The 26,470-nt window shown below is 69.4% G+C and carries 22 protein-coding genes and 3 pseudogenes; 13 read left to right on the top strand and 12 right to left on the bottom strand.

Features of this window, described 5'->3' with window-relative positions; translation table 11 throughout:
- Positions 1 to 12: 12 nt before the first annotated feature.
- The 4 genes from AC0VYP_RS09135 to AC0VYP_RS09150 all read left to right on the top strand — a co-directional run bounded on the left by AC0VYP_RS09135 (position 13) and on the right by AC0VYP_RS09150 (position 6,592).
- Positions 13 to 3,999 (top strand): amino acid adenylation domain-containing protein, encoded by a 3,987-nt coding sequence (locus tag AC0VYP_RS09135; protein ID WP_475473475.1) that lies wholly within the window; start codon positions 13 to 15, stop codon positions 3,997 to 3,999.
- Between the two features lie 42 nt (positions 4,000 to 4,041).
- Positions 4,042 to 4,254, top strand: coding sequence for an MbtH family protein (locus AC0VYP_RS09140; RefSeq protein ID WP_285760379.1), 213 nt, complete (start codon positions 4,042 to 4,044; stop codon positions 4,252 to 4,254).
- A 167-nt stretch (positions 4,255 to 4,421) separates the two neighbouring features.
- On the top strand, positions 4,422 to 5,693 hold the full coding sequence (entS, locus tag AC0VYP_RS09145) for an enterobactin transporter EntS (protein WP_285760378.1): 1,272 nt from the start codon (positions 4,422 to 4,424) through the stop codon (positions 5,691 to 5,693).
- 92 nt (positions 5,694 to 5,785) lie between these two features.
- A complete protein-coding gene (locus tag AC0VYP_RS09150) occupies positions 5,786 to 6,592 on the top strand; it encodes a siderophore-interacting protein (RefSeq protein ID WP_475473477.1) in 807 nt (268 codons plus the stop codon).
- Positions 6,593 to 6,652: 60 nt separating this feature from the next.
- On the opposite strand, the gene AC0VYP_RS09155 is transcribed toward AC0VYP_RS09150, so the two are convergent.
- On the bottom strand, positions 6,653 to 7,630 hold the full coding sequence (locus AC0VYP_RS09155) for an SRA domain-containing endonuclease (RefSeq protein ID WP_475473479.1): 978 nt from the start codon (positions 7,628 to 7,630) through the stop codon (positions 6,653 to 6,655).
- A gap of 267 nt (positions 7,631 to 7,897) precedes the next feature.
- On the bottom strand, positions 7,898 to 8,905 hold the full coding sequence (locus AC0VYP_RS09160; RefSeq protein WP_285760375.1) for an ABC transporter substrate-binding protein: 1,008 nt from the start codon (positions 8,903 to 8,905) through the stop codon (positions 7,898 to 7,900).
- A 248-nt stretch (positions 8,906 to 9,153) separates the two neighbouring features.
- Between AC0VYP_RS09160 and AC0VYP_RS09165 the strand changes: the two genes are divergently transcribed.
- Complete coding sequence (locus AC0VYP_RS09165; protein ID WP_285760374.1) at positions 9,154 to 9,462, top strand: hypothetical protein; 309 nt, start codon at positions 9,154 to 9,156, stop codon at positions 9,460 to 9,462.
- Between the two features lie 220 nt (positions 9,463 to 9,682).
- Here the strand turns inward: AC0VYP_RS09165 and AC0VYP_RS09170 are convergent, their stop codons facing one another.
- Positions 9,683 to 10,285, bottom strand: coding sequence for a TetR/AcrR family transcriptional regulator (locus tag AC0VYP_RS09170; RefSeq protein ID WP_475473482.1), 603 nt, complete (start codon positions 10,283 to 10,285; stop codon positions 9,683 to 9,685).
- 86 nt (positions 10,286 to 10,371) lie between these two features.
- Here AC0VYP_RS09170 and AC0VYP_RS09175 point away from each other — a divergent pair, with 86 nt between their 5' ends.
- A complete protein-coding gene (locus AC0VYP_RS09175; protein WP_475473483.1) occupies positions 10,372 to 11,241 on the top strand; it encodes an alpha/beta hydrolase in 870 nt (289 codons plus the stop codon).
- Positions 11,207 to 11,701, top strand: coding sequence for an alpha/beta hydrolase-fold protein (locus AC0VYP_RS09180; RefSeq protein ID WP_475473485.1), 495 nt, complete (start codon positions 11,207 to 11,209; stop codon positions 11,699 to 11,701). Before AC0VYP_RS09175 ends, AC0VYP_RS09180 begins: the two co-directional genes overlap by 35 nt.
- Positions 11,702 to 11,827: 126 nt before the next feature.
- Here AC0VYP_RS09180 and AC0VYP_RS09185 read toward each other — a convergent pair.
- The 5 genes and pseudogenes from AC0VYP_RS09185 to AC0VYP_RS09205 all read right to left on the bottom strand — a co-directional run.
- Positions 11,828 to 11,944 (bottom strand): annotated as a pseudogene (locus AC0VYP_RS09185) (IS5/IS1182 family transposase); the annotation flags it as partial.
- A gap of 74 nt (positions 11,945 to 12,018) precedes the next feature.
- The gene (locus AC0VYP_RS09190; protein ID WP_285760372.1) at positions 12,019 to 12,885 is read right to left on the bottom strand and encodes a (2Fe-2S)-binding protein; all 867 of its coding nucleotides are present in this window, start codon (positions 12,883 to 12,885) and stop codon (positions 12,019 to 12,021) included.
- Between the two features lie 278 nt (positions 12,886 to 13,163).
- Positions 13,164 to 14,342, bottom strand: a complete 1,179-nt coding sequence (locus AC0VYP_RS09195) for a JmjC domain-containing protein (protein ID WP_475473487.1) — start codon at positions 14,340 to 14,342, stop codon at positions 13,164 to 13,166.
- 249 nt (positions 14,343 to 14,591) lie between these two features.
- Positions 14,592 to 16,667 carry a prolyl oligopeptidase family serine peptidase gene (locus AC0VYP_RS09200; RefSeq protein ID WP_285760370.1) on the bottom strand — a complete coding sequence of 692 codons (2,076 nt, stop codon included), beginning with the start codon at positions 16,665 to 16,667 and terminating at the stop codon, positions 14,592 to 14,594.
- A gap of 270 nt (positions 16,668 to 16,937) precedes the next feature.
- On the bottom strand, positions 16,938 to 17,426 hold the full coding sequence (locus tag AC0VYP_RS09205) for an Lrp/AsnC family transcriptional regulator (RefSeq protein WP_475473489.1): 489 nt from the start codon (positions 17,424 to 17,426) through the stop codon (positions 16,938 to 16,940).
- 163 nt (positions 17,427 to 17,589) lie between these two features.
- On the opposite strand from AC0VYP_RS09205, the gene AC0VYP_RS09210 reads away from it, so the two are divergent.
- The gene (locus AC0VYP_RS09210) at positions 17,590 to 18,228 is read left to right on the top strand and encodes a LysE family translocator (protein WP_475473491.1); all 639 of its coding nucleotides are present in this window, start codon (positions 17,590 to 17,592) and stop codon (positions 18,226 to 18,228) included.
- A 62-nt stretch (positions 18,229 to 18,290) separates the two neighbouring features.
- Here AC0VYP_RS09210 and AC0VYP_RS09215 read toward each other — a convergent pair whose 3' ends face one another.
- The gene (locus AC0VYP_RS09215) at positions 18,291 to 19,031 is read right to left on the bottom strand and encodes a 4'-phosphopantetheinyl transferase family protein (RefSeq protein ID WP_285760367.1); all 741 of its coding nucleotides are present in this window, start codon (positions 19,029 to 19,031) and stop codon (positions 18,291 to 18,293) included.
- A 130-nt stretch (positions 19,032 to 19,161) separates the two neighbouring features.
- Here AC0VYP_RS09215 and AC0VYP_RS09220 point away from each other — a divergent pair, with 130 nt between their 5' ends.
- The 5 genes from AC0VYP_RS09220 (at position 19,162) to AC0VYP_RS09240 (ending at position 23,588) form a co-directional block, all read left to right on the top strand.
- Positions 19,162 to 19,920 (top strand): DeoR/GlpR family DNA-binding transcription regulator, encoded by a 759-nt coding sequence (locus tag AC0VYP_RS09220; RefSeq protein ID WP_285760366.1) that lies wholly within the window; start codon positions 19,162 to 19,164, stop codon positions 19,918 to 19,920.
- Between the two features lie 211 nt (positions 19,921 to 20,131).
- Positions 20,132 to 21,388, top strand: coding sequence for an MFS transporter (locus AC0VYP_RS09225; protein WP_475473492.1), 1,257 nt, complete (start codon positions 20,132 to 20,134; stop codon positions 21,386 to 21,388).
- A 216-nt stretch (positions 21,389 to 21,604) separates the two neighbouring features.
- Positions 21,605 to 21,787: a hypothetical protein gene (locus AC0VYP_RS09230; protein ID WP_285760365.1), complete on the top strand. Its 183-nt coding sequence runs from the start codon at positions 21,605 to 21,607 to the stop codon at positions 21,785 to 21,787.
- Between the two features lie 87 nt (positions 21,788 to 21,874).
- A complete protein-coding gene (locus AC0VYP_RS09235; RefSeq protein ID WP_285760364.1) occupies positions 21,875 to 22,675 on the top strand; it encodes a DeoR/GlpR family DNA-binding transcription regulator in 801 nt (266 codons plus the stop codon).
- A 139-nt stretch (positions 22,676 to 22,814) separates the two neighbouring features.
- Entirely contained in the window at positions 22,815 to 23,588 is a 774-nt protein-coding gene (locus tag AC0VYP_RS09240) for a polyprenol monophosphomannose synthase (protein ID WP_285760363.1), read from the top strand.
- Positions 23,589 to 23,643: 55 nt separating this feature from the next.
- Here the strand turns inward: AC0VYP_RS09240 and AC0VYP_RS09245 are convergent, their stop codons facing one another.
- The 3 genes and pseudogenes from AC0VYP_RS09245 to AC0VYP_RS09255 form a co-directional block, all read right to left on the bottom strand.
- Positions 23,644 to 25,047, bottom strand: a complete 1,404-nt coding sequence (locus tag AC0VYP_RS09245) for an FAD/NAD(P)-binding protein (RefSeq protein WP_475473493.1) — start codon at positions 25,045 to 25,047, stop codon at positions 23,644 to 23,646.
- A 177-nt stretch (positions 25,048 to 25,224) separates the two neighbouring features.
- Positions 25,225 to 25,565 (bottom strand): annotated as a pseudogene (locus AC0VYP_RS09250) (FtsX-like permease family protein); the annotation flags it as partial.
- Positions 25,542 to 26,133: pseudogene (locus tag AC0VYP_RS09255) on the bottom strand (ATP-binding cassette domain-containing protein); the annotation flags it as partial. The pseudogenes AC0VYP_RS09255 and AC0VYP_RS09250, both read right to left, overlap by 24 nt.
- Positions 26,134 to 26,470 lie beyond the last annotated feature (337 nt).

The raw sequence follows: 26,470 nt of genomic DNA on the forward strand, positions 1-26,470 counted from the left end.
GAGGAGGCAGCGGTGCCCAAGCCCGCACTCGAAGACGTGCTCCCGCTCACCCCGCTCCAGGAGGGGCTGCTCTACCACGCCGTCTACACCGCCGATGACATCGACGTCTACACCGTGCAGACGCTGTTCCGCTTCACCGGGCCGGTGGACACCACCGCGTTGCGCACCGCCGCCTGCGAGACCGTGTTCGAGCGTCATCCCAATCTTCGCGCCGGGTTCCTGCACGAGGGCGTCAAACAACCGGTCCAGTTCATTGTGCGCACGGCCGTCGCCCCTTGGCGCGAGGTTGACCTCGGCGCCACCGCGCCCGCCGAACGCGAGGCCGCGCTGGAACGGGTCTGGCAGGACGAGCGCCATCGCCGGTTCAACCTCGCCAAACCACCCCTGTTCCGTTACGTGTTCGTGCGCCTGGACGACGAGCACTCCGCGTTGTTGTCCACCAGCCACCACATCCTCGCCGACGGCTGGTCGCTCGGTCTGTTCAAACGCGAGCTGCTGGAGCTCTACCGCGGCACCGAACCCGCAGCCCTGCCCGAGGTCCGTCCCTTCCGCGATTACCTCGCCTGGCTGCGCGACCGTGATCAGGCCGCCGACTTGGCCGCCTGGCAGGAGGCGCTGTCGGGGTTCACCGAACCCACGCTCGTGGCCCGCCCCGATCCCGACGGCCGCAACGTGGTCTCGGTCCCGCTCACCGAGCACCTGTCCGGTGCCGAAGCCGATGCCGTCACCGCGCTCACCCGCACGGCGCGGGTCACCGCCAACACCGTCTTCAGCACGGCGTGGGCAATGGCGCTCGGTGCACTGGTGGGCCGGGACGACGTGGTTTTCGGCAGCACGGTCTCGGGACGTCCGCCCGAGTTGGCCGGGGTGGAATCGATGATCGGGCTGTTCCTCAACACCCTGCCGGTGCGGGTCGTGCTGCGTCCCGGCGAGCGCGTCCTGGACCTGCTCCGCAGAGTGCAGGCCGAGCAGACCGCGCTGCTGCCCCACCACTACACGGGCTTGGCCCAGATCCAGCACGCCACCGGCGCCGGGCAGCTCTTCGACACCCTCTACGTGTTGCAGAACATGCCCCGCCGTGACGCCGCCTTCGAAGAACTGGTGCGCGAGACCGGCCTCAGCGAGATCAGCGACTCCGACCAGACGCACTACCCGTTGACCTTCGTCATCCGCCCCGATGAGAACGGTTACGAGATCCAGTTGGCCTATCGGCCCGACAAGGTGGACGACGCGCTGGCCCGCCGCACCCTCGACTCCGCACTTCGGGCGGTGCGCCTGATGGCGGCCCGTCCCGAACAACAAGTGGGCCGCCTGCGGCTCTTCGCCGACACCGACCTGGCCCCGATCGAGGCGTTCAACGACACGGCCCTGGACCTGCCCGCGACCTCCATCGCCACGCTTTTCGAGGAGGGCGCCCAGCGCTGGCCCGAACGCACCGCGTTGGTCTTCGGCGACATCGAACTCTCCTTCGCCGAACTCAACGCGAGGATCAACCGCCTGGCCCGCGTGCTCATCGACCGCGGGGTCGGCCCGGAGACGCTGGTGGCCATCGGGGTGCCGCGCTCGGTGGACTCCGTGGTGGCCCTGTTCGCGGTCCTCAAGGCGGGGGCGGGTTACGTCCCCCTCGAACTCGACCATCCGGCCGAACGCCTGGCGGGTATGCTCGTCCGCTCCGCCCCGGCCATGGTCCTCGTCAGCCGTTCTTCCCACGACCGGGTTCCCGGGGTGCCCGGCCTGGAGCGCCTGGTCCTGGACGCCCCGGAGACGCTCGACCTGCTGGACGTGACCGGCGCCGCCGATATCACCGACGCCGAACGCACCGCTCCCGCCTCGCCCGACGCCATCGCCTACACCATCTACACCTCCGGCTCCACCGGCGAACCCAAAGGCGTGGCGGTGCCCTACCGCGGCCTGACCAACATGCTGCTCAACCACCGCGCCGCCATCTTCGACCCGGTCGTGGCCGATGCCGGCAACCGGGTGCTGCGCATCGCCCACACGGTTTCGTTCTCCTTCGACATGTCGTGGGAGGAACTGCTGTGGCTCGTCCAAGGGCACGAAGTCCACCTCATGGACGAGGAGATGCGCCGCGACTCCCTGACCCTCACTTCCTACTGTGCGAAGCACGCCATCGACGTCATCAACGTCACGCCCTCCTACTGCGCCCAACTCGTCGACGACGGTCTGCTCGACGCCTCGCGGCATCGGCCGTGCCTGGTGCTGCTCGGGGGAGAGGCGGTCTCGGAAGCGGTCTGGGAGCGCCTTGCCGAGGCCGAGGGTGTACTGGGCTACAACCTCTACGGCCCCACCGAGTACACCATCAACGCGCTGGGCGGTGGCACCCACGAGAGCGCCACCCCCACCGTCGGCGGCCCCATCGCCAACACCAGGGCCCTGGTGCTGGACACCGCCCTGCGCCCCGTTGCGGTGGGGGTCCCCGGAGAGCTCTACCTGGACGGTGTGGGGCTTGCACGCGGATACGCCGGCCGCCCCGACCTCACCGCGGAACGGTTCGTGGCCAACCCCGCCGGTGCGGCGGGCAGCCTCGTCTACCGCACCGGCGACCTCGTGCGCTGGCGCGCCGACGGACGGCTGGACTTCCTGGGCCGCACCGACGACCAGGTCAAGATCCGGGGCTTTCGTATCGAGCCCGGGGAGGTGGAGTCGGAGCTGGCCGCGTGTGCGGGTGTGGCCCAGGCCGCCATCGCGGTGCGTGAGGACGTCCCCGGGGCGAAACGGCTGATCGGTTACGTCGTCCCCGCCAGGGGCGGTGCCGATCTGGAGGAGGTGCGTGCGGATCTGGCGCGGCGGCTGCCCGCAGCCATGGTCCCCGCAGCTCTCGTCGAGCTCGACGCGCTTCCGCTGACGGTCAACGGCAAGCTCGACCAGCGCGCGCTGCCCGCCCCCGAACCGCGCCCGAGCGTCGGGCGGGCCCCGCGCGACGAGCGCGAAACGGCGCTGTGCGCGATCTTCGCGGAGGTGCTGGGTCTGCCCGAGGTCACCGTGGACGACGATTTCTTCGTCCTGGGCGGCCACTCACTGCTGGCGATGCGTGCGGTGGGCCGCATCCGCAAGGCCATGGGGGTCCGGCTCACCGCCAGCATCCTGGTTCTCGCCCCCACGGTCGCCCGGCTGGCCGCGCACGTGGCCGACACCGGTGCGGCCTCCGAACATGCCCGGTCCTCCCTGCTGCCTCTGCGCGAGGGACGCCGCAAGAAGGCCGTCTTCTGCTTCAGCCCCGGGCATGGCGTCTCCTGGGGATTCGCCGGACTGGCCCCCTACATCGAGGAGGGGCGGGCCGTCTACGGACTCCAACCGCCCTCCTCGGGCGACGTCTCCCGGATGCCGGCCAGTACCGAGGAGATGGCGCACTACTACCTGGAGCGCATCCGCGCGGTCCAGCCCGAAGGGCCCTACCACCTGGTGGGCTGGTCCTACGGCGGGCAGGTCGCCTACACGGCGGCCACCCTGCTGCGCGAAGCCGGGGAGCGGGTCGGACTACTGGCCCTGCTGGACACCTTCCCGGTTCCCCCGCTGGAGGAGATGTTGACGGTGACCGACCCGGTCGAACTGGAGCAGACGGCACTGTCGGACATGCTCGCCTACGCCCGCGCCACCGTCCAGGACGCGGGAGGGCCGCCCTTGGTGCGCGAACAGGTGTTCCCGGTTCTGCGCGCCAGTGACCACCCGCTCCTGGCCGCCCAGGACGACGCCACCCTGACCTGGATCCTGGAGTCCTGGATCCACATCGGGCGCCTGATGCCCTTCACCGAGTACCGCCCCTACGACGGTGATCTCGTGGTCTTCACCGCCAAGGCCAACGTCAGCCCCGGTGCCCAGTATCGCGACCACCGGCACTGGGGCCCCAAGGTTGACGGAACGGTCGTCAACCACGACGTCAACTGCGACCACGACGATTTCGCCACCCCCGCGGTGATGGCCGTGATCGGCCCGGTTGTCGCCGAGGGCGTCGAGAACGCCGAACCCCAGGGCCGCTAGGCCCCTGTTTTCCCGTCCCCGAGCATTGATGGAGGAATACCGATGAGCAACCCGTTCGACGACACCGAAGGCGTGTTCCTGGTCCTGGTCAACGACGAGGACCAGCACTCCCTGTGGCCCGAGTTCGCCGAAGTCCCTGCGGGCTGGCGGATCGTGCACGGCCCGGGCAGCCGGGAGGAGGCGCTGGACTACGTTAACGCCAATTGGGGGGACCTGCGCCCGCGCAGTCTGCGCGTGGCCATGGGGGAGTCCTAGGCCGGGCCTCCGGGTCGGTACGCGGGCGTAAAGCGCCGCCCGCCGACCCGGAGGGCGTGTCACCGTCGTCCCGAGGACAGCCGAACCGGTTGACCCACCCTGATAAGGTGAGCCTTGCCTAATATTATGTTGTGGGGCGGGTGCCGAGCCGCGCAAACTGGAGTCCCGTGAAACTCGCCGATTTCGTCATCGACCTCAGCCCGCTGCGTTCCAGTCCCGCCTTTCGGGCAGTGTTCACCGCCCGGGTCGTCTCCTTGTTCGGGATCGGCTTCACCATGGTGGCGCTGCCGCTCCAGGTCTATGACGCGACCCGGTCGTCCCTCCTGGTGGCCACCGTCTCCGCCACGGCCGGGGCCTCGGTTCTGGCGGGCACGCTCATCGGGGGGTTGCTGGCCGATCGGGTGGACCGTCGCCGGTTGATCATCACCGGCAGGGCCGCGGCGACCCTGGCGTTCGCCGGCCTCGCCCTCAACTCCGCCCTGCCCGACCAGCCCGCCCTCGCGGCGATCTACGCCTGTGCGGTCCTCAACGGTGTGGTCGGGACGTTCAGCGCAGTGGGCCTACAGGCATCGGCTCCCGCGCTGGTGGGCAGGGACAAGCTCCCCGCGGCCGGTGCCCTGATCGCGCTCAGCAGCGAAGTGGGAATGGTGGCTGCCCCGGCGCTGGGCGGGATCATCATCGCGGCCTGGGGTTTCACCGCGAACTACACGGTGACGGCCGTCGCGTCCGCACTGACCACTCTGCTCGTACTGCGGTTGCCGGCACTGCACCCGCAGGGCGCGGTCGCGCGGCAGTCGGTGGTCGCGGCGATCGGCGAAGGGCTGGGCTTCGCCGTTCGCCACCGTGTCGTGGGCCCGTTGCTGCTCCTGGGGTTCGTCCAACTGCTGTTCGCCGCTCCGCAGGTCCTCATCCCGGAGTTCACCGACAAGGTCCTCGACGGTGACGCCACGACCGCGGCACTGCTCTACACGGCACCCGCTGTGGGCGCGCTGCTCGGCTCGCTGACCAGTGGCTGGACCGGAAGAGTGGACCGTGCGGGGGCTGTGGTGGGCGGTGCCGTCCTGATGTGCGGTGGCGCCGTCCTGTGCCTGGGGGCCAGCCCCACCCTGCTGCCGGCGTGCGGGGCCCTCGTCCTTCTCGGTCTGGCCGAGGTCGTCGAGGAGATCCTGCGGTATTCGCTCCTCCAGTCCCAGACCCCGGACGCGCTGCGCGGCCGGGTCAACAGCGTCTGGACCGCCCAATCCACTCTCGGGGCCTCCGCCGGAGCGTTGACCCTGGGGGCGATAGCGCCTTTTGTCGGCCCTGCTGCGGCCGTCATGGCGGGGGGCGTGCTGACCATCGCGTTGGGGGGCGCCGTCCTGGCGGCCTTCCCGTCGCTGCGCGCCGCCCGTATGGCGGACCCGGCCGACGAGGCCGACAGCGCCCCACAACCGACCTGAGACGGTGGGGCCGTGCGGTCCCGCCCCGACCCCGACCCCGACGACGACCGGCTCCGGACCGGGTTCGTCGCACGAGTGCAGAGGTGCCGCCCATGACCGCGACCCGATCCGCCGGCCGCGTCGAGTTCTATCCGCTCACACCCCGGGCCCTTGAGGTGGCCGCGGTACGCCGCATCACCCCGCGGATGATCCAGGTGGTTCTGGTCGGCGACGACCTGGCGGGTTTTCGCACCGACAACCACGCCGACCACGTCAAGCTGTTCTTTCCCGAAGAGGGCACCGGCCGCCACGTCATGCCGGTGATGGTCGAGGACGAGCGCTGGAACATCCGCGCAGAGGGGATCGTCTTTCGCGACTACACCGTCCGGCGCTACGATGCGCGGGCCGGTGAGCTCGTCGTGGACTTCGTCGCCCACGAGCACGGGCCGGCCGGCCGCTGGGCGGCGCAGGCCCGGCCCGGCCAGGTCCTTGGCGTACTGGGGCCGCGCGGAACCCGGTTCCCGCCCACCGGATTCGACTACCACTTGGTCGCCGCGGACGAGACCGCGCTGCCGGCGGCACTGCGCCTGATCGAAGGGCTGGCGCCCGACGCGGTCGTACACGCCTTCCTCGAAGTCGTCGATGCCGCTGAGGAGCAGGAGGTCGCCGCACCCCGGGGCGCGCGCATCACCTGGGTGCACCGAGGGGACGCGGAGCCGGGCACGACCGACGTGCTGGAGCGCGCACTGCGCGCGTGGCGGCCCCCGGAGGGGAGCGGATTCGCCTGGGCCGCCGGTGAGGCCGACAGCCTCAAACCGATCCGCGGGTTGCTCAAGGAGTACGGCTTCGTCCGCGGGGAGTCGGCCGAGACCGACGGCTACTGGCGCCGAGGAGCCGTCAACCTCGACCACCACGCCTGACCCGTCGGGCGGGGTGGCCGCCGTATTCTGGTGCCGTCCCGCCCGATCATCGTGGTGTTGCTAGGGGACAATCTCGCCGATAAAACTGACGTCGTCCTGGTAGACCAGGGCAATGTTTTCCGCAATGAGAAGCTTTTGGAGATCCTGATCCGGCTCGCTCGGCACCAGGACGGCAAGCCTCGGATTTGGGGGAGTGACGTGGCGTCGGTAGTCAAGAAGCTGGCCGATGGCCATGCGTATGTCCTTGCGGGTGCTCGTCCCCTTGGCTTCGTACAACACATGGTCGGTCACATCGTAAAGATCAGTCATCAGAGTTGAGGTGAGTCCCTCTGGTCTGATCTGGACCCGCTTGACCTCATGGCCGTTAGTTGCGAGGTGCTTCTGATAGGCATCGGATAATGCTGCTTCGCGGCGCTCGGTCGGGGTGCTGGGCTGAGCAGAGCGTATGCCCTTGATCTTCTTGTTGTTTTCTGGTTCCACCATGGAACTGGTGGTGACCTCGGCGGGAACCAAGTTCACCTGTGTGGCTGGAGCCGGCGGGATAGTGTCTTTTTCGTTGCGTTTGACGTCACTAGTCGGGCGCAACCGAAAAACGATGACGGTTCTCAAGGTATCGGTGTCATCGGGAGCCTGCCGGAGGACGTACGGCTGTTGCAGATCTAATGCGAACTGGCCGACGTAGCGCTGAAATTTTGTTCCCGACCCCGGAACTTTGCCGGCCGCAATGAAAACGCGGAGAACACGATCGTCAGCATCATGATGCAGAATCGCTTTGTTGCCGCTTCCCTTTTGTCCTTGAAAGGTTTGATCGCCAACGGTGCCGGCCCCGGTGTATTCGAAGATTGGTCCGTGCTCGTCTTCTTCGGCCAGCCAGCCGTCGTAGTACCCGTAGCGGTGTCCGGTGGAATGGTCGGAGTAGATGAGGATGGTGTCCGTCGTGGTGGAGGGAACGATTCCCCCCTGTGGGCCGCCCCCGAAGAGGTCCTTCATTTCGGCGCGGGTTGTAATCTGTCCCGGTTCGATGCCTGCTTCAGCCATCTCATGAGAGTAATTGGTCGTACGGACAGCGGCGTATGGGTGTGACTTCCGGGCACCCATTGCGACGGTCGGTCGCTGGCGACCTTGGGGAGCCAGCAGTCATCAATCGAGCAGTCTTTGTGCGGTGCAAAAATCCGGTTGCACCGCGCAGGCCCCTGGCAGTTGCCCACGGGCCTGCGCGGTGACCCGAAGCGCCCACATCGTTGGGGGCGCTTCAGCGCAGCGGGGGAAGAAGGCGGTTGCCCGCGCGGCTCTTCCCCCTGGTGGCTACAGCTTGCTGAGTAGATCCTTCTCCAGCGCGTCCAGGCGCAGCATGGCGGTCGTGTAGGTCAGTGCCTCGGGCCAGGCCACGGTGTAGACCCGGCCCGCCTCGACCGGCTCCAGTTCCTGCCAGACCGACTGCTCCAGCACAGGCCGGATGAGTTCGGTGGGTTCCCCCGTCCCGTCGCCGGGAATGACGACCAGGTCGTAGTCGTCGAGCCGGTCCAACTCCTCGAAGGACAGCGTCTCGAAGAAACCGCCGTCCTCGGCCGCCTGGTCGAAACGCAGCCCCGCGTCCTGGATGACACTGGTTGACCAGGAGTCCTGGTAGTCGAACTGCCACTGGTTCTTCTCGAACCCGGCGGCGATCGAGGCTGCGGAGACGCCCTCCAGCTTCTCGCCGTAGGTTTCGTTCAGCTCCGCCGTACGGGCATCGTAGTCCTGCGCCATCCGCGCGACCGTGTCCTGTACGCCGGCGGCGTCGGCGATGGTCTCGTTGGTGGTGCGCCACTCGCCGGGGTTGCCCGGTTCGGCCACGACGACCGGGGCGATCTCGGTCAGGGCGGTGTAGTCGAACTCCATCTTCGATGGGATGCCGGAGATGATCAGGTCCGGTGCGAGGGTGGCGATCTCCTCGATGTTGATCTCGGTGCGCTGCCCGACCTTGGGCAGTTCCTCGTAGCTCGTCAGCGCGTCGGGGGCGATCAACGTGGTGTCGGCCTCGCTCACCCCCACCAGCGGGATGCCCAGCTCCAGTGCGGAGGGGGTGGCCTGACCCAGGGTGATTACGCGTTGGGGCGCAACGGGGATCTGCACCGTCGTGCCGTCGGGGTTGGTGTAGTCCCGGATCTCCGCGGCGTCGGGAGCCGCCGGCTCCTGGGCGCCTGAGCCGCCGCAAGCACTGGCGCCCAGCAGGGTCAACGCCCCGACACCGGCGACCAGCACCCGCCACGCCGCGGGTGTGCGGTCCCGGGCGCGCTCGACCGCGGAGCCGCGGTTCGACAGACGGTTCATTCGTCCTCCAACACTTGGGGCAGAGGGGACGTCCCCTCCATAGCCATGCCTAACTTAGGTAAGGCTAGCCTGTGAGGCTGGTGGTTGGGGAGGGGGGTTCCTGGTCGATCCGTAGAGGCCGGCTCCGGCCGGGGGTGACCGGATCCGGCCCGATCCGTAACGGTATTGCTCTTCCCCGGAAAGCGGCCCGCATGTGAGCCTTGGGGGACACCGGGACACGCTCGGGCGGGTGAAGAGGAGAGCCGCGGGTGCGTAAGGGGGCGGGGACGGGGCGCGCTGAGGGAGAACGCTACGACCCCGACCGGGACCGGATCGCCACCTACATCGAGTGGCAGAAACAGGGGGCCTGGGTCGTGCTCTGGGGCCCCTATACCCGCAGGTTCTGGGCCTTCGCCTGCTGGCCGCTGCCCGAAGGCGGCGAGGCGGTCTCCGCGCTCGATCCCACCGAGCTCTACTCGGAGATGCGCCGGGTGGAGCGCGAGCGCGGTTTCCTCCAGTGGCGCTACGGGCGCCGGCGCTCGGTCCAGGTCGAGCCGGCCTCGGTCGAACCCGCCTAGGGGCCGCCCCGTCGGTGTGCCCCTGCCCTGCGCGCGTCTCACGGGTCCTCGTCGCACATACTGCCCCCGCAGCCAGGACGAGCAGCCCTCCCTTCGTGCAGACCGAACACTCGGTTGGCCGTGGAAAGGCGGAGCAACCAATGGTCGAGGCTGCTTGTCGGCGCGTCCGCAGGCAGGGGCCGAGGGACCGGGTGAGGCGGCGCTAAAGGCCGGGAGCCTGTTAACGCTCCGGACGTGATCGTGGAACGGATCGGTCCTTTCGTATGCGCAGGATCAAGGCGACCGCGTCCTCCGGGCGGGTTCCGGGAGTCAGGACTTCCTGCAGGAGGAGGCCGCGAATCGCGGCAACGGTGACGGTGGCCGCATCCCGCGCTTCCTTCGTGCCGAGCCCTTCGCGTTCCGCGAGCGAGGACAGCATCACGGTCAGGTCGTCGATCGACTCTATGAACTCACGGAAGCCCTCGGAGTCGTACGTGGCCAGTCCGACGACGTAGAAGAAGCCACGGACTCGCGACAGCTGTTCCGGCCGGGTGTAGGTACGCCAGATCGCCACGACGAAATCGTCGAAGGTGCTCTGCCGGGCGGCTTCCAGAAGTGCCTTGTTGTCACGGGATCGCTGCGCCTTGAGCATGGCGGCCAAGACGCCCGAGAGCGAACCGAAGTGGTATCGCAACAGGGCGTGGCTGGTCCCGATCCGGGCGGCGACCTCACGGAGCGACATCTCCGGCGGGGGAAGGGCCGCGCCGAAGGCGTCGAGAAGCCGTGCCAGGAGTCGCTCGCGCGCGCTGCCCGCGCGTTCCGAAATTGACAGGATCACTCCCATAGTTTATCCATTGGAAAAGAAAAATCGGCGGTTCCGTGTCGCTTCGCACATGATCGCAGTCAGCTCGCAACGGCGGAGGACCGACTATGGGGCCCGAACATGTGGTCGGCGCGGCGGGCATCGACGGATCGCGGCGCGATCCCGGCAATCTCGGCATCCCTGTCGGGAACGGCCGCACCGCCGGAGCCGGTCCCGCCGAGTCGACCCGCGACCGGGCCAGGGGCACGTGCGAGCAGACGGCGAAAGCGCTCGCCGTCGCCGAGCACGCAGGAGTACGGATCGGGCCGGGTGTTGACCTCGTCGGTCCGGCCCAGGGCCGTCGCGGCAAGGAACTCGGCCTGCGCGCGGCCCGCGAGACGCCGATGGAAGCGCTCGGGGCGACGACCCGGACCGACGCCGAGGTCCTCGACCTGTCCGGCCGGGTGGGTGTCGTCGCTCCCCGAGCCCGGGCAGACCCCGTTCTTCGGAACGGCAACCCGCTCGACGGCCCAGAACCGTTCCCCGATCCCACCGACGCCGTCCTCGTCATCCAAGGCCGGCCAAATCGTGAAGGACCTCAGATGAGCACCATGTGGCAGGGCTGCCTCCCCCATACCGACTACTTCGAGATGCGCTCCAGCGGTGGGCACGACTACGGGGTCTGGGTCACCACGCCACCGCGCTACGACCCTGCCGCGGCGCAAGCGCCTGTCGTGTACGTCCTCGACGGCAACTGGGCCGTGGGCTTGACCGCCCCACTCATCGTCACGCAACTGGACCCCATGCAGTCGATTCAGCCCTACGTCCAAGTCAGCGTGGGGTACGCGGGCAAGGAAGCAGAGCAGTGGGAGCGGTTGCGCAACCGCGACCTCGTGCCCCCCCGGCGAACCCATCGCGAAGGAGTACATCGATGCGGTGGAGATGGGGATCGAAACGGGCACGATGACTCGCGAACAAGCCGACGCCTACCTCGCTGAACTGAGCGACAGCCGCGGAGATGTGTTCCTGAACTTCCTTACCGACGAGCTGCACCCGCGGATCGAACGCGACTACGGCACGGCCCCGGGCGGTCACGGCCTCTTCGGCTATTCCTACGGCGGACTCTTCAGTCTCTACGCCTGGCTCACCAACAGCACCTTCTTCGAGAGCATCGGCGCGGGCAGCCCCGGCATTGTCAACGCGGAGAGCCAGGTGTTCGCTCGTCTTCAAGCAATGGACGACACCCTGCCCGCCACGAAGCTTCACGTGACCTTCAACGACCGCGAGCTCCTCGGAGACCTGGCGGTCTACCAGAACCTCGCGAAGAACGCGGCCACGTTCCTTCACCACCTCACCCCGCGCAGCGGATCCGTCACCAGCGCACTCATGCACGAAACGCACGTGACCGGGCTACAGGCATCGTTCCTCAGCTACCTCAGAACCTGCCGTGCCCAGTAGACCGGGACGCCGAGGCCCTGCCGGACCGCAGCGCTGAGCGGTGGTGCTCCCGGCCGGTGCCGCCGCCCCGGATTCCCGGCATCGCTCGTGGTACCCGACCGGAACGCGTTTCGAGCCGGTCGGGCAGGGAAGCCGCTGCCACGTGCATCCGGAAGTCGCTGTGCACACGATCGCGGCCGGAACCTCCCGACCGCCATGCCGACGCCGACCGCCGCCCTGTGGTCGCGAAGGTGCCTCGGGCATCACCCGCCGCACGATCGAAACCACGACCGACAGGTCGGCGATCCGAACGAGATGACGTCTAAGGGGCAAGTGTTCTAAGGGGCAAGTGCGGGGTTGCGGATCCACTCCTGCAACTCGTCGCGCCGCTGGGTGTCGTTCTTGAGCGGACACGTGGTGCAGTATCCGTGCGCGGGATCGCCCTTGTAGTCGAAGCAGCAGGTACCGCGTACGGCCCACGTGCCCCGCGGGTCCTCCTCGCAGAAGGGAAAGAGCCGGGGGCGGGCCCGGGTGACGGCCCCGGCCTCGACCAGGGCGTCGGCCAGTCGGTCGGCACGACTCCATGCCGCCCCCGCGTCACGGCCCAGGAACCTGGCCGGGTTGAGCATGTAGAAGTGCATGGTGTCCATGATCCAGCCCCAGAGAGTGCGCAGCCCTACCCGGGTATGGGCCTGCACGGCGGTGACCAGCGGGGAGAAGGCGTCGAACATCCCCTGGGCAGCCAGGCGGTCCAGTTCGTCGGCGTCGGCGGCCACCACCGCGTCGGGGTGGTCGGCGAATGCGTCGCCGCGCAGGACCGCAACACGCGAGCCGGTCAGCATCGGGGTACCGAAATCGGCGTTGTAACCGGTGGGGAACCACAGGTGATGGGCCCGCAGCAGCGGTGCCCGCCCGGTGAGATAGATCCCCGCTGCCACCATGAAGATGGGCTCGCGCAAGAGCCGGCGCAACAGGTGTGTCGCCGACGGAAGAGGGTGTCCGGGGCCGTGCGCGGCCATGAAGCGGTCGTAGACGGGGCCCAGCGCACCCTTGGCCGAGAGGAGGTCGGCCCGGTACCAGTGCTCGGTCTCCGGTTCTTCCGTCGCAGTCAGGACCTCGGCGGTCCGGATCTGCGGCAGCGGCGAGAACTTCAACGGCGCACAGGCGTCTACCACCGTGGAGAGCGGGTGGCGCGAGTGAGCCATGGCGAAAAGCCTTCCTGCGGACGCGAGTGCGCCCGACGCGATCAATGCCCCGGTGGCCTGCGCGGCAGCGTCGGTCTTCCCGACGGCGCGGCAGTCACCTCCTGTATACAAGTGAGGGTAGCCTCACCTATTGACTTTGGCAATTAACGCGGATCGGTTTGGTGTGTCCTGCCTTTCCGCGGCAAAGCCGCAGAAGGGGAAGGTTATACGCAACGATGGCGCACCGGGGGTCCGGAACGCCATCGTCACCTGCGTGTCATCTGCGGCTTTCGCCGGTTCTACCGCAACAGCACCAGCTGGTGGCGAACCAGGACCCGGGCCAGTTCCGCGGCCGTCGCCACGTCGGTTCCGGTGCTCGTGGCCAGTTCGCCCAGTGTCAGGGTCCGCGCGCGGGCCAGTTCGGCCAGCATCGGCTCGGCCGCCACCGGGAACCGGTAGCGCCGCCCCGACACCGCCAGGGCAACCCGGTCGTCTTCCCGCTCCAGGGCGGGGGGCAGGATCGGGGTGAACTCCACGACGGTGTCGGCATCCGGCACCGTAGCGTCCACCGCCCAGGGAAGGGCGAAGGACTGCCGGCGCGGGAATCGGGCGTCGCGTTCGGCAAAGAATCCGTCCAGGTCGTGTTCTTCCGCCAGATCGGTCAGCCGCCGGACCAGCTCGTGCTGGTGCTTGCGGCGTTCCTCGGCAGAGGCGAACCGGGGAAGGTCGGTGCGCAGGAACTCCGCCTCGTGCAGCCGCTTCAGCAGCGACTGTGCCCAATCGATCCCGGTGGCGCGAGTGAACCCGAACGTCAGGTGCATACTGACGTCCCCGTTGCCCTTGACGGTGTGCCACCAGCCGCGCGGAACGTGCAGTACCTGGCCGGGGCGCAGGATCCCTTCCCACACGGTCGTCCCGGGTGGGGTGTGCGCGTGGTCGGCATCCACCTTCATCGGGTGCGGGCGGCTGCCCTGGCCGTGCACCTGCCAGGACTTGCTCCCCGCCAGTTGCACGATGAAGGTGTCGTGGTCGTCCCAGTGGGTGTCGAAACCGTGGGAGTCGCCCCAGATCAGATACAGGTTCACTTGGGCGCGTTCACGGACGAGCCGCATCAGGTCGTCGGTGGCCGCACGGACCGGCGGATGCAGCCGGTCCACGCCGTCCAGGACCAGGCTCGCCCCCTCGCGCAACTGCTGGTACAGCGCCTCGGGGCGCACCACGCGCCGTTCGCCCCCGGAGGAGTCACCCAGCTCGGTGTAGTCGCTGAGGGGAACCGGCTTTCCCAACCGGTGCAGCCGAAGCCGGGGCGGCTCCAACTGGTGGGAGCCGAGGATGTCGCTGAGGGCATCGAAGGTCAGTAGTTCGCGCACGGTCTCCTCACCCAGGTCGGCGAACACGAACTCGTTCGACAACCGGGACTGGAGCAGGTCCTCGCCGACGGCGGTGCGCAGCGTCTCGGTGAACAGGCGATCGGTCACGAGCGGTGGTCCTCCACAATCACAGGGGGGCTGGGCGTGCGCGGACACCGCCCGGAAAACGCGGGGGAGCGGAAAAAGAGGGGGCGGCCGCCGAAAAGGCCCCTTCGGCGACCGCCCGAGCGTGCTAGATGAAGTCGGAACTGCTGTCAGTGCCGTCGCTGTCGCCGCCTGCGGTGATGTCCCGCGAGGTGACCTCGGTCAGCTCTTCGACCTCTGCCTCGAACTGGTTGGGGTCCATCTGCGTTCACCTCATCTTTCGTTATGGGGCCGGGCCCGCCGTCGGCGGGCCGGTGACAGCCCCGTCTCCGCAGCCGCGAACGCGTGTGCGTCGGCCGCGAGTTCGATTGCGCGGGTCACGGATCGCGGGCCGTGGCCCACGCCGTGCTCGTAGCGCAGCAGGATCGGGCGCGGTCCGGTCGCCGCCGCCAGCAGAGCCGCGCACATTTTGCGGGGATGGGCGGCACCGGTGCGGGTGTCACCGCCGAACCCGGTCAGCAGTACCGCCGGGTAGCGGGTCGGCCCGCCGCGCAGCACGCGGTGGTACGGGGAGTAGTCCAGGAGGGCGGCGAAGTCCTCGGGATCGGCGGCCGTGCCGAACTCCCGGATCCACATCGCGCCCAACCCCAGCCGTTCGAAGCGGACCATGTCGGCCAGTGGCGCCGAGGCGATCACCGCCGCGCACAGGTCGGGCCGCCGTGCAGTCGCGGCCAGCACCAGCAGTCCACCCGCCGATCCGCCGGACAGGCACAGTTGGTCGCGGTCGCACATCCCCCGCGCCACAAGGGTGTCGGCCGCGGCGACGAGATCCATGACCGCGCGCGCCTTGTTCCGTCCGGCGCCTGCCAGATGCCAGGCACGCCCGCGGTCGCCACCGCCGCGTACGTGTGCGACCGCGTAGCGTCCGCCTGCCCGCAGCCAGGCCAGCACCGTCGCGGAGAAGCCGAACTGGCGCGGACGGCCGAACCCGCCGTAGCCGTGCAGGATGGTCGGTCCGGCGGACGCGCCGTCCAGGGAGAAGACGCTCACCGGAACCCGGGTGCCGTCGGCGGAGGAGCACCACAGGACACTCCTGCGAACCGGCGTGCGGTCCGGGGCCGATGCGAGGTCGGCCGGCCAGCGGATCGGCGGCTCGCCGCTGCGGTACACCCATACCGACAATTGCGAGGAGACGTCGGCATAACAGAAATGGGCGCCTCCCCGGGAGTCCGCGGCCAGTTCGGCGACCATTCCCTCACCGGGCAGTTCGACCGCCCGTTCCGTGCCCCTTTCAGGATCGTGTGAGGCCAACTCGCTGATGCCCAGTCGGGTCCGGGTCACCAGCACCTCGACCGATCCGGGGCGTCCCGTGACCGCGAAACCGTCCAGGGTCGCCTCGGGGTCCTCGGGGACCACTTCGCGCCAGTTGCCTGTGTCGGGGCGTTCGGGCGTGGTGACGCACACCCGGCGCAGCGGTGCGCCGTGCGTGGTGCGCAGGTACAACAGCCCGTCCGGCCCGACGTCGGCCTCGGACTCCGCCTCCAGCCCCACGTGGACCGGGCGCAGCGCAGGAGCACCGGGATCCTCACCGGACAGGTCGGCGATCCACAGGTCGCTGCGGTGCCCGGTGCCGTGGCTCTCGCTGATCAGTAGCCAGCGCCCGCGGCGCAACCGGACGCCCGGTACGGTCCGCGGACCGGTGCACGCGTGCACCAACGTGTCGGTTCCCCTGGCAGCGCCGATCCGGTGCAGCCACACCCCGCGGCGGCCGTCGCCGTCGTCGCGCCGGGCGAAATAGAAGGCGGGGCCGTGCTCGGCGGGCAACCAGGCCACGTGGGAGTACCGCACCCCGGGCACGGGGCGTTCGACGGGGTTTCCGTCCGTGGCCGAGAGCACTTCGAGTGCGCCGCGTTCGGTGCCGCCGCTGGAGGTCTGCACCGCCACCAGTGCGCCGTCGGGGCTGGGCTCCCAGGCATCCAGCGTGGTCGCCCCGGACGGGTCCACGGCCAATGGGTCGAACAGCACCCGCTCGTGGTCGCCCTCCACCACGACCAGCCGCGGATGCTCGTCCCCGGCGTCGCGCCGGGTGGCGAACACGGCCGTGCCGCGCGTTTGCGGTACCGACCAGAGCACACCGGAGACGAGGCCGCGGATGTCGTCGGCCAGGTCGGCGCGCAGCGGCCACTGTGTCGCGGCTGCGCGCAGTTCTGCGTCGCGGTCGGCCAGCCAGCGCTTCGTCTCCGGCGATTCGTCTTGTTCGAGTCCCTGGTAGGGATCGACGACCCGGTGCCCGTGCAGGGTCTGGGTGAACGACTCGCTGTCGAGCCGCGCTTCCTGGTCCGCGCGCACCTAGCGGGCCTCCGAGGTCGCACCTGTGGGGCGGTGGGGAGGCAAGGGGCGGGAGGCACTGAGCAGGCTGGGCACGTCTGCAATACATCAATGCCGGTCGCCCACGGTCAAGGCAGGAACGGCTTGCCTGACCACGACAGGAGTGTGGCGTCAGGTATACGTTTACCCGCGCGATTTTTGTGTCGGTCCAGGTCGAGACGGTGTGGCAGGAAATGCCGGAAAGGTTCTGTCGTCGGCTGCTGTGATCTTTCCCGGTCCGGCTCGCCACCCTCAATCGGCTTCGCGGTGCTCCTGCGGGGGGAGAAGGGGACCGCCCTCCCACTCCTCGAAGACCAGCATCGTCTGCACCTGGGTGACCTCCGGGCGGGTGGTGAATTCGTCCACGACCAGCCGTTGCAGGTCGGCCACATCGGCGGCGGCGACCAGCACCAGGAAGTCGTTGACCCCGGCCAGGTGGTAGAGGGCCCGGGTCTCGGGCAGCGCGCGGATGTGCTCGGCGGTGGAGCGCAGCATCGTGTGGCTGTGGTGGACCCGCAGCGACAGGAACGCCTGGATGGGGCGGCCCAGTGCGCTGGGGTTCACCCGGAGCCGGTTGCCGGTGATCACGCCCGATTCGCGCAGTCGTGCCACGCGATCGAGGCAGGTCGAGGGGGCAAGGCCCACGGAGGCCGCGAGATCGCGGTTGGTGATCCGTGCGTCGTTCTGCAAGATCCGCAGAATCTCCAGGTCGGCCGAATCCAAGCGAACATTCTCAGTCATTTGCCGAACTTAGCACGGCAATTTGCGATTCTTGCGGAAGTATCTTCATAATTGAAGCATTGTGGCCGTGAACTGGGCGGATTTTCGCCGCCCCGACCGTGTGTCGTTCGCAGCTCTCGGAGTCCCGTCTCCGCACCCCGATCATCACCTGAGGAGTACCGCTATGCCCATGCCCGAACACCTTCTCGTGTTCGTGCTCGCCTCGGCCGTCATCGTCGTCCTGCCCGGGCCGGACTTCGTGCTGGTCACGCGGAACACGTTGGCGCATGGGCGCGGTTCCGGAATGGCGACCGGGCTGGGGTCCACGACGGGGATCGCCGCCTACACGTTGCTTGCCGCCGCAGGGCTCACCGTGATGATCGCGGCCAGTCCGGTCGCCCTGGTCGTGCTGCGTTTCGCCGGTGCGGCCTACCTCGTCTACCTCGGCGCGGCCGTCCTCCTGCGACTGTGGCGCGGCTGGCGGCGCGGGGACCTCGCGGAGCTGGCGCCGGGGGCCGAGTCCGGCCGAGGAGGTTCGCCCTTTACGCAGGGGCTGCTCAACAACCTGCTCAACCCAAAGCCGCTGGCGTTCTTCCTGACCTTCCTTCCCCAGTTCGTTGCTCCTGACGCGGCCGCCGCACCGCAGATCATGCTCCTGGGGGCGATCGTCATCGCCATCGCGTTGATGTGGTGGGCGGTCTACGTGTTCGCCATCTCCCACCTCTCCGAGCTGCTGCGCCGGCGAAGGGTTCGCCAGGGCATCGAGCTGACCAGTGGAATGGCGCTGACCGCCTTCGGGGTGGCGCTGGCCGTGGCCGCCTAGCGTCCCCGCGCGCCCCTGCTGCCCGTCCGGTTGTCCGTCCTCGGGCAGGTCGGGGCGGGGGATCAGTGGGAGGCGAGCAGGGCGGCGCCGTCGTGAACGGTGAGGGCCAGGGGGCCCGGGGCCAGGGCGGCCAAGGCCGCCCGGTAGCCGGCTCCGGCGTCCAGATCGGTGAGGCACACGGCTGCGGGAGCATTGGGCGGATCCCAGTGCAGCACGGCCGCGTCCTCGTGCGGACCGTTGACCGCAACCGAGGTCAACCCGCCCGAGAGTCCCGCCCCGGTCGCTTTGAGCAGTGCCTCCTTGCGCGACCAGTAGGAGAAGAAGCCCGCGGCCCGCTCGGCCTCGGGCCGGGCGTCCAGGGTTGCCCGCTCGGCGGCGGTCAGTGCGTAGTCGGCCAGGCCGTCGAGGTCGCGCGTGGGCTTGATCGCTTCCACGTCCAGTCCCACGGGCACTCCCCGGGACAACGCCACCCCCACGCGTTCCCCCGAGTGCGTGATCGAGATTTCCAGCCCCTCGGACGGACCCGTGGGGCGGGGTTTGCCGTGGGGGTCGGTGCGCGTGCAGTACCCGCAGTGCAGGGCGAACGTCACCTCTCGCGGGTCGCACCCGCTCTCCTGCGCGCACAGCAACCGGGCGAGGGCGTGTGCCACGGCGTAACGGTCGCGGTCGCTCGATTGGCGCAGGCGGCCGTGCCGGGCCCGTTCGTCGGTGTCGAGAATGTCGAGAAGGGCCGGCGTGGCAAGGGCCGGGGCGGCCCACCAGACGGCGCAGGGGACGGGGCTGCTGGCTGATGAGGAGAGCACCCCACCATTGTGACCGGTTCGGGATGTCGCGCGGCAATGTGCTTCGGTTCACTCGACAATGCTGATAGTTCACACATATTTAAGGTCCGTACCTCGATCTAATGAACATCTTCTGTGTTTGAATTGCGACATGGACAGCGTCGAACGGATGGATCTCATCGTCGCCCGGCTCCGTGAGGAGGGCGAGGTCACCGTTGTGGAACTCGCCGAGACCACCGGACACTCGGAGATGACCGTCCGACGCGACCTCGACCACCTCGCAGGGCAGGGCGTTTTGCGTCGGGTGCGCGGCGGTGCGGTCAGCCTGTTGCCCCGTGGACAGGAGCCGCCCTATGCGATCCGGGAGCGCCAAGCCCCCGATGCCAAACGGCGGATCGCCGAGGCGGTCGGTGAGCTGATCGGTGACGGCCAGGCGGTGCTGCTCGACAGCGGGACGACCACCCTCCAGGTGGCTCGGGAACTCGCCGAGCGACACATCACCGTGATGCCCTTGTCGTTGCAGGTGGCTCAGGTTCTCAGTGATGGTCGAACTGCCCGCCTCCTCATGGCGGGGGGAGAAGTGCGCGTCGGCGAGCTCTCCCTGATCGGCCCTCTCGCAGAGGCGTCGCTGAACGCGGTGCGCTTCGACACCGCCGTCCTTGGATGCTGCGGCCTGTCGGTCGCGGAAGGGGTCACTGCCTACGACCTCGGCGATGTCGCCATCAAACGGGCAGCCATGCGGTCGGCGCGGCGCGTCGTCCTGGCGGCCGACTCCACCAAACTCGCCCAGGTGGCCATGGGATACGTCTGCCCGGTGGGCGACATCGACGTCCTGGTCACCGATACCGATGCCCCCGACGAGGCCGTGGCCGCGATCAGCGCCGCCGGTGTCGTCGTCCAGTGCGTCTAGCGCACCTTCCTCCCATCCGTCAACCGTGTGCCCCCGGGCGGTCCGTGCGCCCGGTTCCAGGCGCCGGTGCGCTCCTGTCCGGAGCTCCCGGTCCGCTCGGGCGACGGGGCCGACCCGGCCGCGCCGCCCCTCGCCCCGTCGCCGCCGGCCGATCCCGGCGACGTCGGGCCCGCCCAGTACGCCCCCAGCACGACCCGAGTGAGGGTGAACCGTGACCGAGAACCAGCGCATTCCCCGTCCTGTGCCACCGAAGGCCGCTCCGGCTGTTTCCCCTGTTCTGCGTCGAGCACGCCGTACCGTCTGGGCCTACTTCTTCGTTGCGGGAATGATCATCGCGACCTGGGCTGCCCGCATCCCCGCTGTCAAGGAGCAGGCAGGACTCAACGACGGGCAGTTGAGCCTCGCCCTGCTGGGGCTGGCCGTCGGTGCGCTGGCCGCGATGCAGGTCGCCGGACGCCTGGTGGACCGGCACGGCAGCACCGCCACCATCCTGCCCGCGGCCGTCATCGGCAGTCTCGCGCTGGTCGCGCCGGGCTACGCCAACTCCCTGCCCTTCCTCTTCGTGGCACTGTTCGCGATCGGGGCCGGCCACGGCATGATCGACGTCCCCATCAACGTGCACGCCGCCCGGGTCGAACGCCTCTACGGTCGTCCGATCATGGCCTCTTTTCATGCGGCCTTCTCCATCGGCGGTTTCACCGGCGCGGCCCTCGGCGGACTGGCCGCCTACGCCCGGATGAGCGCCGCTCTCACCTTCTGGATCGTCGCCCTGGTCCTGGTCGTGCTTTCGGTGGCCGTGCGTCGTGGGCTGCTGGGCGGACTGGACTCCACCGCCCCGGCCCCGGTCCGTGGTGACCAGGACCCGACCAGCCCGAAACCAGGGGGTCGCGCCCGGATCTCGCCCAAGGTCGTGTTCTTCGGTCTGGTCGCCCTGTGCTGCATGCTCGCCGAGGGATCGGCCACGGACTGGGCCACGGTATTCCTCCACGACCAGCGGGGCGCGTCCGGTGCGCTGGCCGCGGCAGGCTTCGCCGCGTTCTCCGCCCTCATGGCCGCCGGCCGTCTCGTGGGAGACCGCCTGACCGCCCGCTTCGGCCCGGTCGCCATCGTGCGCGCGGGCGGGCTCCTGGGGGCCTGCGGGCTCACCCTGAGCCTGGTGGCGCCCTGGACCCTCGCCTCCATCGTGGGCTTCGCGATCATGGGGGCGGGTCTCTCCTGCATCATTCCCCAGGTCTTCACCGCCGCCGTCGACTACGACCCCGCCCGCGCCGGCCGCAATCTCGGATTCGTCGCCGCGATCGGCTATGTGGGACTGCTCAGCGGCCCCGTGGCCATCGGTGCCCTTGCCCACGTCACCAACCTGACCGTGGCCATGGCGGTGCCGGCCGTGCTCTCGGTGTTCATCGCACTGGCTGCTGTCGCGCTCCGCCCCGACCGCGAGGGTTCGGTCCACCCCGTCAACGCATGACTCCTCTCCGACCGCCCGGCACCGGAGCCGGTGCCGGGCGGCAGTGCGTCCGCCCACCATCCGATATCGGGTGACAGCACTATCACCAAGGCGAGCCCCTGGGCGCGTGTAACGAGTGCGTGGGCAGGGAATCCCCACAGGGACGTACTCGGTGAGCTGGGTCATATCCCGGATGCCGTGCATGGTGGTTCACCCCCGGCCCGAGGGAGCCAAGGCATGTCCGTGCTGCTGATGTTCGGCATCGCCACACTGGTCGCGTTCGCCGTTGTGGTGACGCTCTTCATCCTGGCCCTGGTCCTCGGCAACGGAACCGAGGACGGCGACGATTCCTCCGACGACCATGGTGACGACGAGGCGATCGACAAGGCGTTCTCCGCACACGGCGTTCGCTTCGACTGACCGCCTGCTCCCTTATGATCTGATCGCGGCATCAGCGGTCGGACCACCCGGTCCGACCGTCGCCGCGGCAGATCGAGATGGGGTCAAATGGCTCGGGAGGGCAAACCGGTGTTCGCCGCCGAGCGCCGGGAGCGGATCCTGGAGCTGGTGCGGGCCAACGGCACGATGGCGCTGCGCGACCTCGCCGATCGGGTGTGCGCCTCGGAGGTGACGGTCCGCCGCGACGTGCGCACGCTCGAGGCGCAAGGGCTCATCGACCGCAGGCGGGGCGGGGCTGCCCTTCCAGGGCGAATACGTGCCGGCGATACCCGCTCCGCCGACCACGCCCGGTCCGAATGGCCGGCGATCGCCCGATCCGCGGCGCGGCTGGTCGTCGACGACGACGCGATCGTGCTCGGCCCCGGCGATGCCACCGAGGCGCTGGCCCGCGAGCTCACCGGCCGCGCGGGCCTCACCGTCGTCACCAACTCGCTGCGCGTCGCCCAGGTCCTGGCCGAAGCCACCGGTGTGGAGGTCGTGATGACCGGGGGGACGCTGCGCGGCTCGCTCATGGCGCTCGTCGGCAGCGCGGCCGAACACTCCCTGGGCGGCCTGCGGGTGCACCGCGCATTCGTCTCGGGCAACGGGGTGACCGCGGAACGGGGCCTGAGCACGTCCAACGCCGCAGTGGCGAGTGTGGACCGCGCGCTGGTCGCCTGCGCCGAGGAGGTCATCGTGCTCGCCGACCACACCACCGTCGGAGCCGACACGATGGTGCAGACGGTTGCTCCCGAGGCCATCGCGCACCTGGTCACCGACAACCACGCCGACCCCGAGATCCTGATGACCCTGGAGGACACGGGGACCACGGTGCACGTCGCCGTCCCGGAGAGCGACCGCGGGGAGTAACGGCCCGATGCCGTCGCCGTGACGGTCGGCGTCGGAGGGCGGCGGTTCCGGCCACAATGGTTGGAGTGAGACGCAGCCAGCGACCACGACCCGCCACCGGTTACGCTCCCGGATTCCGATGATGGAGGCCTTCTCCCCCATGCCCACCCCGGTCACCCTGCCCGAGCCGTGGTCCCGATCCCGGCTAAGCGTCGTCGTCCCCACCTACAACGAGGCGGACAACCTGCCCGTGCTGGTCGCCCAGCTGATGGCACTCGAACTGCCCGGCCTGGGCCTGGTGATCGTGGACGACAACTCACCCGATGGCACCGGCGAGGTCGCCGACAAGCTTGCCGCCGAGCACGCGGGCCGGATCACGGTGGTGCATCGCACCGCAAAGGACGGCTTGGGGCGCGCCTACATCGCCGGGATGACCCGAGCCCTCGACGACGGGGCCGACTTCGTCGCCCAGATGGACGCCGACCTCTCCCACCCCCCGGCCTATGTGCCCCAGTTGCTGGGCACCCTGCTCTCCACCGGTGCCGGTGTGGTCATCGGCAGCCGTTACGTACCCGGTGGCAGTCTGTCGGGGGAGTGGGGAGTGCGCCGCCGCCTGCTCAGCGGCTGGGCCAACACCTACGTCAAGGCGATCCTGGCGATGCCCATCCGCGACGTCACCGCGGGCTTCAAACTCTGGCGCCGTGAGGCCCTGGAAGCCCTCGACCTGGGCAGCATCCACAGCAGCGGGTACAGCTTCCAGGTGGAGATGCACTTTCGCGCCTACCGTCGAGGCCAGAAGATGCTGGAGATCCCCATTCACTTCGAGGACCGCGCCGAAGGCATCAGCAAGATGGACCTCGCGGTGCAGGTCGAATCCGCGCTGCGCCCCTTCCGGTTGCGCAAGTACGAGCGCGAGGCGCATCGCCCCGGTTGATCCACCCCTGCGCCGGCTCCCACGGTCCGGTGCCGGCGCAGGGCCAGGGCCTGTTTCAGGGCACCACGGTCGGTTCCACCGCGCGATTGCGGAGCACGGTGTCGGCGATTCGCTGGGCCAACTGCTCGGCCTGGGCACGGATCTCGGGAATCGCCGTGGTCTCGTAGAGCTGGCCGCGGCGTACCGGCCCCAAAGCGAACAGGCGTCGGCTGACCCGCCCGGACGGGGTCACCAGGGCGCCGCGCGGGCAGGTGTCCACCCCTAGGCCCAGGTGGTTGGGGCGCGCCAGGCCGTCACCGAGGATGCGGGTGATGAAAGGCGCGCTTCCGGGGTTGGCACCGGTGCAGTTCAGCACCGCGTCCACGTCCAGGGCCGTTCCATCGCCCAGTCGGGCGCGCAACGCGCCGTCTGCCCGGCCGACCTCGCGGAGCCCACCGCTGTGGATCCGGAGCCGGCCCTGTGCGCGCAGCGCCGAAAGCCGGGCGGCGACCTCGGGGGCCATCCGGTGGCGTGCGGCCTCCCAGTGCCGGGCCAGGCGGTCCAGGAAGCGGCGCTGTTCGCTCGCGGACAGCCCTTGCCACACCATCTGCACGTGCGGCCGCAGCGAGTCCACGACGTGGCGCCAGTCCCCCGGATAGTCCCGTACCGCCGCGCGGACCCGCCGGGTCAGGTCGCGCAACGACGGAGGGTTGCCCGCCATGCCGTGCAGGTTGACCAGTCCCGGCGGGGTGACCAGGGGAAGCCGGTGCTCCTGCGGCAGCAGTCCGTGCCGCGAGACCGCGTGCACCACCGTGTCCGGGCGGCTGCGGGTCAGGCTCAGGGCGACATCGACCATGGTGAGGCCGGTTCCCACCGCCAGAACCCGGTCGGCGCGCTCAAGGGCTGTGATCCCGGAGTCCGGGTGCCACGGGTCGGAGACGACTCCCGGCAATTCCGGGCAGCCGGGGGTGTGCATCCCGGCGGCGTTGCCGGTGGCAACCACGACGCCGGAGGCGCGCAGCTCCTCGCCGCTGCCCAGACGCAGGGTGACACCGTCGTCGCCCGGACGGGCCGACTCCACCCGGGCGGTGCGCAACTCCAGGGAGGCGTGCGGTTGCGCCCAGGCCGCCGTCCGGGCCAGCGTCTGGGCCAGGTAGTCGCCGTAGACGCGACGGGGGAGAAAGGAGTCCGGTCCGTGTCCGAGAGCGTGCTCGTGCGACCATTCGGCGAGATGGCCGGGTTGGTCGGGGAGCGCGGACATGGATTTCAGCGGCGAGTTGAGCAGGTGGCCGTCGTCGTGGGTGGAGTAGGCGACCCCGCGCGCGTGCCGGCCGTGCTCGTCGAACAGCACGAGCCGGTAGCGCAGTCGCAGCCACGTGGTGGCGCGCAGCAGCGCGATCGCGGTGAGGGCGGAACTTGCCCCGCCACCCACGCAGGCGATGACCGGCCGCGGATCGGGCTCCATCAGATCGCGGACCATAAACCTACTCTATCGATCGGAATTAGCGATTGGAATGGTCCGGCGCAGCGGGCCTTCCGGCGGCGATACCCAGGAATGTAACCCGGAAGCAGCTCCGGAGGGAAATAGGAAACGCAAAGCGGGCGCTCGACGAGAAACTCCTGGAAAACGCCCGTTTCGCGCAATCGGCCGATGCTGGTCGCTCGTCAGCGCCCCCGTGATCGAGGTCCGCACGGCCCGGCGCGATCGAGGCGATCAGTCCTGTCGGCACCGCGATCGCGATGAAGGCGCAGATCTGCCCCACCGGCAGGGCCCGGTCCATGAACATGTTTCCCGCAGCCCAGCCGAACAGGATGCCCAGCACGGCGCCCACCAGCGACACCAGTACCGCCTCGATGCTCAAGCATCGCGCCCACCTGTCCTTTGGACAGCCCCAGGGCGCGCACCAGAGCCGATTCCCGGCGACGTTCGATCACCGGCAGCGCCATGGTGGTGGCGACGCCGAACACCGCGATCAGGATCTCTGCTCCCGAGCGCGCGTCCAGGTTGCCGGTGGGCGTCGGAATAGACCGCCTCGGGCGCGTCCAGCAGGGCGCGGGCCACGGGCCACGCGCTGTGGCCGACCCCCGGAAAGTTCGGAGGTCGGGTGGTCCAGGCGGTCGGCCACCCCCACCGCCCCGATCACGTGGGCCAGGCATCGGGCGTCCACGGTGCGTTTGGCGATCCGGGCGGGCAGCACGATGGTGTGGTGCGCGGTCGGCATGGGGAGCAGGTTGAAGGACTGGAAGATGAATCCGATGCGCTCGCGGCGCGGCCGGGTGAGCCGTCTGTCGTCGAGGGTGGTGATGCCGGTGCGGCCCAGGCGCATGCTTTTGGACGTGGCGGTGTCGGCCCGCCAAGCACTGCATCAGGGGGGACCGCCCGACTCCGAGGGCCCACGACGGCCGTGAACGCGCCCCGGGCGAACTCCACGTCCACCCCGCCCGATCCCCGCACCGCAGGGGTTCTCGCCCCGTACACCTTGGTCGGCCCGCGCGCCGTCACCGCGGGCGCGGCGGATGGGACGGGGGACGCCGCCGTCCGGCTCACGGTGGTTCTCCTGGGCATGGGTGGAGGCATCAGCCGGTCGGGCGCAGACGTGACTGTGCAGGCCGCCCGGCCGACGAATTCCACGCTGGGCCGGCCCGCCCCTTCGACCTCGCCCGAACTGCTGATCGCGGCCACGGTCGAAGGGGGAGGGAAGGCCCAGGGTCGTCCTTTCGCCCGAAACCGTTCCCGACTTTCGTCGGTGCCCTGCAACACCATCGGGAAGCAGAGCGTCGGCCGATTGCGCCGCTACCTGCCCGGATACGGGCCATCGACTTTCGTCACCCGCGCGCCACGCCTTTGAACAGGGATTCTTTGGCTGCTCATCCGCTCGTAGAATCCCGCTCATGGTGTGGCG

This window comes from Nocardiopsis sp. iso_186 (assembly GCF_056173365.1).

Excerpts from the sequence above, each read along its gene's own strand:
- AC0VYP_RS09140 (WP_285760379.1), top strand. The coding sequence starts at position 4,042 with ATGAGCAACCCGTTCGACGACACCGAAGGCGTGTTCCTGGTCCTGGTC.
- AC0VYP_RS09150 (WP_475473477.1), top strand. The coding sequence starts at position 5,786 with ATGACCGCGACCCGATCCGCCGGCCGCGTCGAGTTCTATCCGCTCACA.
- AC0VYP_RS09155 (WP_475473479.1), bottom strand. The coding sequence starts at position 7,630 with ATGGCTGAAGCAGGCATCGAACCGGGACAGATTACAACCCGCGCCGAA.
- AC0VYP_RS09160 (WP_285760375.1), bottom strand. The coding sequence starts at position 8,905 with ATGAACCGTCTGTCGAACCGCGGCTCCGCGGTCGAGCGCGCCCGGGAC.
- AC0VYP_RS09170 (WP_475473482.1), bottom strand. The coding sequence starts at position 10,285 with ATGGGAGTGATCCTGTCAATTTCGGAACGCGCGGGCAGCGCGCGCGAG.
- AC0VYP_RS09175 (WP_475473483.1), top strand. The coding sequence starts at position 10,372 with ATGGGGCCCGAACATGTGGTCGGCGCGGCGGGCATCGACGGATCGCGG.
- AC0VYP_RS09180 (WP_475473485.1), top strand. The coding sequence starts at position 11,207 with ATGACTCGCGAACAAGCCGACGCCTACCTCGCTGAACTGAGCGACAGC.
- AC0VYP_RS09190 (WP_285760372.1), bottom strand. The coding sequence starts at position 12,885 with ATGGCTCACTCGCGCCACCCGCTCTCCACGGTGGTAGACGCCTGTGCG.
- AC0VYP_RS09205 (WP_475473489.1), bottom strand. The coding sequence starts at position 17,426 with ATGACTGAGAATGTTCGCTTGGATTCGGCCGACCTGGAGATTCTGCGG.
- AC0VYP_RS09210 (WP_475473491.1), top strand. The coding sequence starts at position 17,590 with ATGCCCATGCCCGAACACCTTCTCGTGTTCGTGCTCGCCTCGGCCGTC.
- AC0VYP_RS09220 (WP_285760366.1), top strand. The coding sequence starts at position 19,162 with ATGGACAGCGTCGAACGGATGGATCTCATCGTCGCCCGGCTCCGTGAG.
- AC0VYP_RS09230 (WP_285760365.1), top strand. The coding sequence starts at position 21,605 with ATGTCCGTGCTGCTGATGTTCGGCATCGCCACACTGGTCGCGTTCGCC.
- AC0VYP_RS09235 (WP_285760364.1), top strand. The coding sequence starts at position 21,875 with ATGGCTCGGGAGGGCAAACCGGTGTTCGCCGCCGAGCGCCGGGAGCGG.
- AC0VYP_RS09240 (WP_285760363.1), top strand. The coding sequence starts at position 22,815 with ATGCCCACCCCGGTCACCCTGCCCGAGCCGTGGTCCCGATCCCGGCTA.
- AC0VYP_RS09245 (WP_475473493.1), bottom strand. The coding sequence starts at position 25,047 with ATGGTCCGCGATCTGATGGAGCCCGATCCGCGGCCGGTCATCGCCTGC.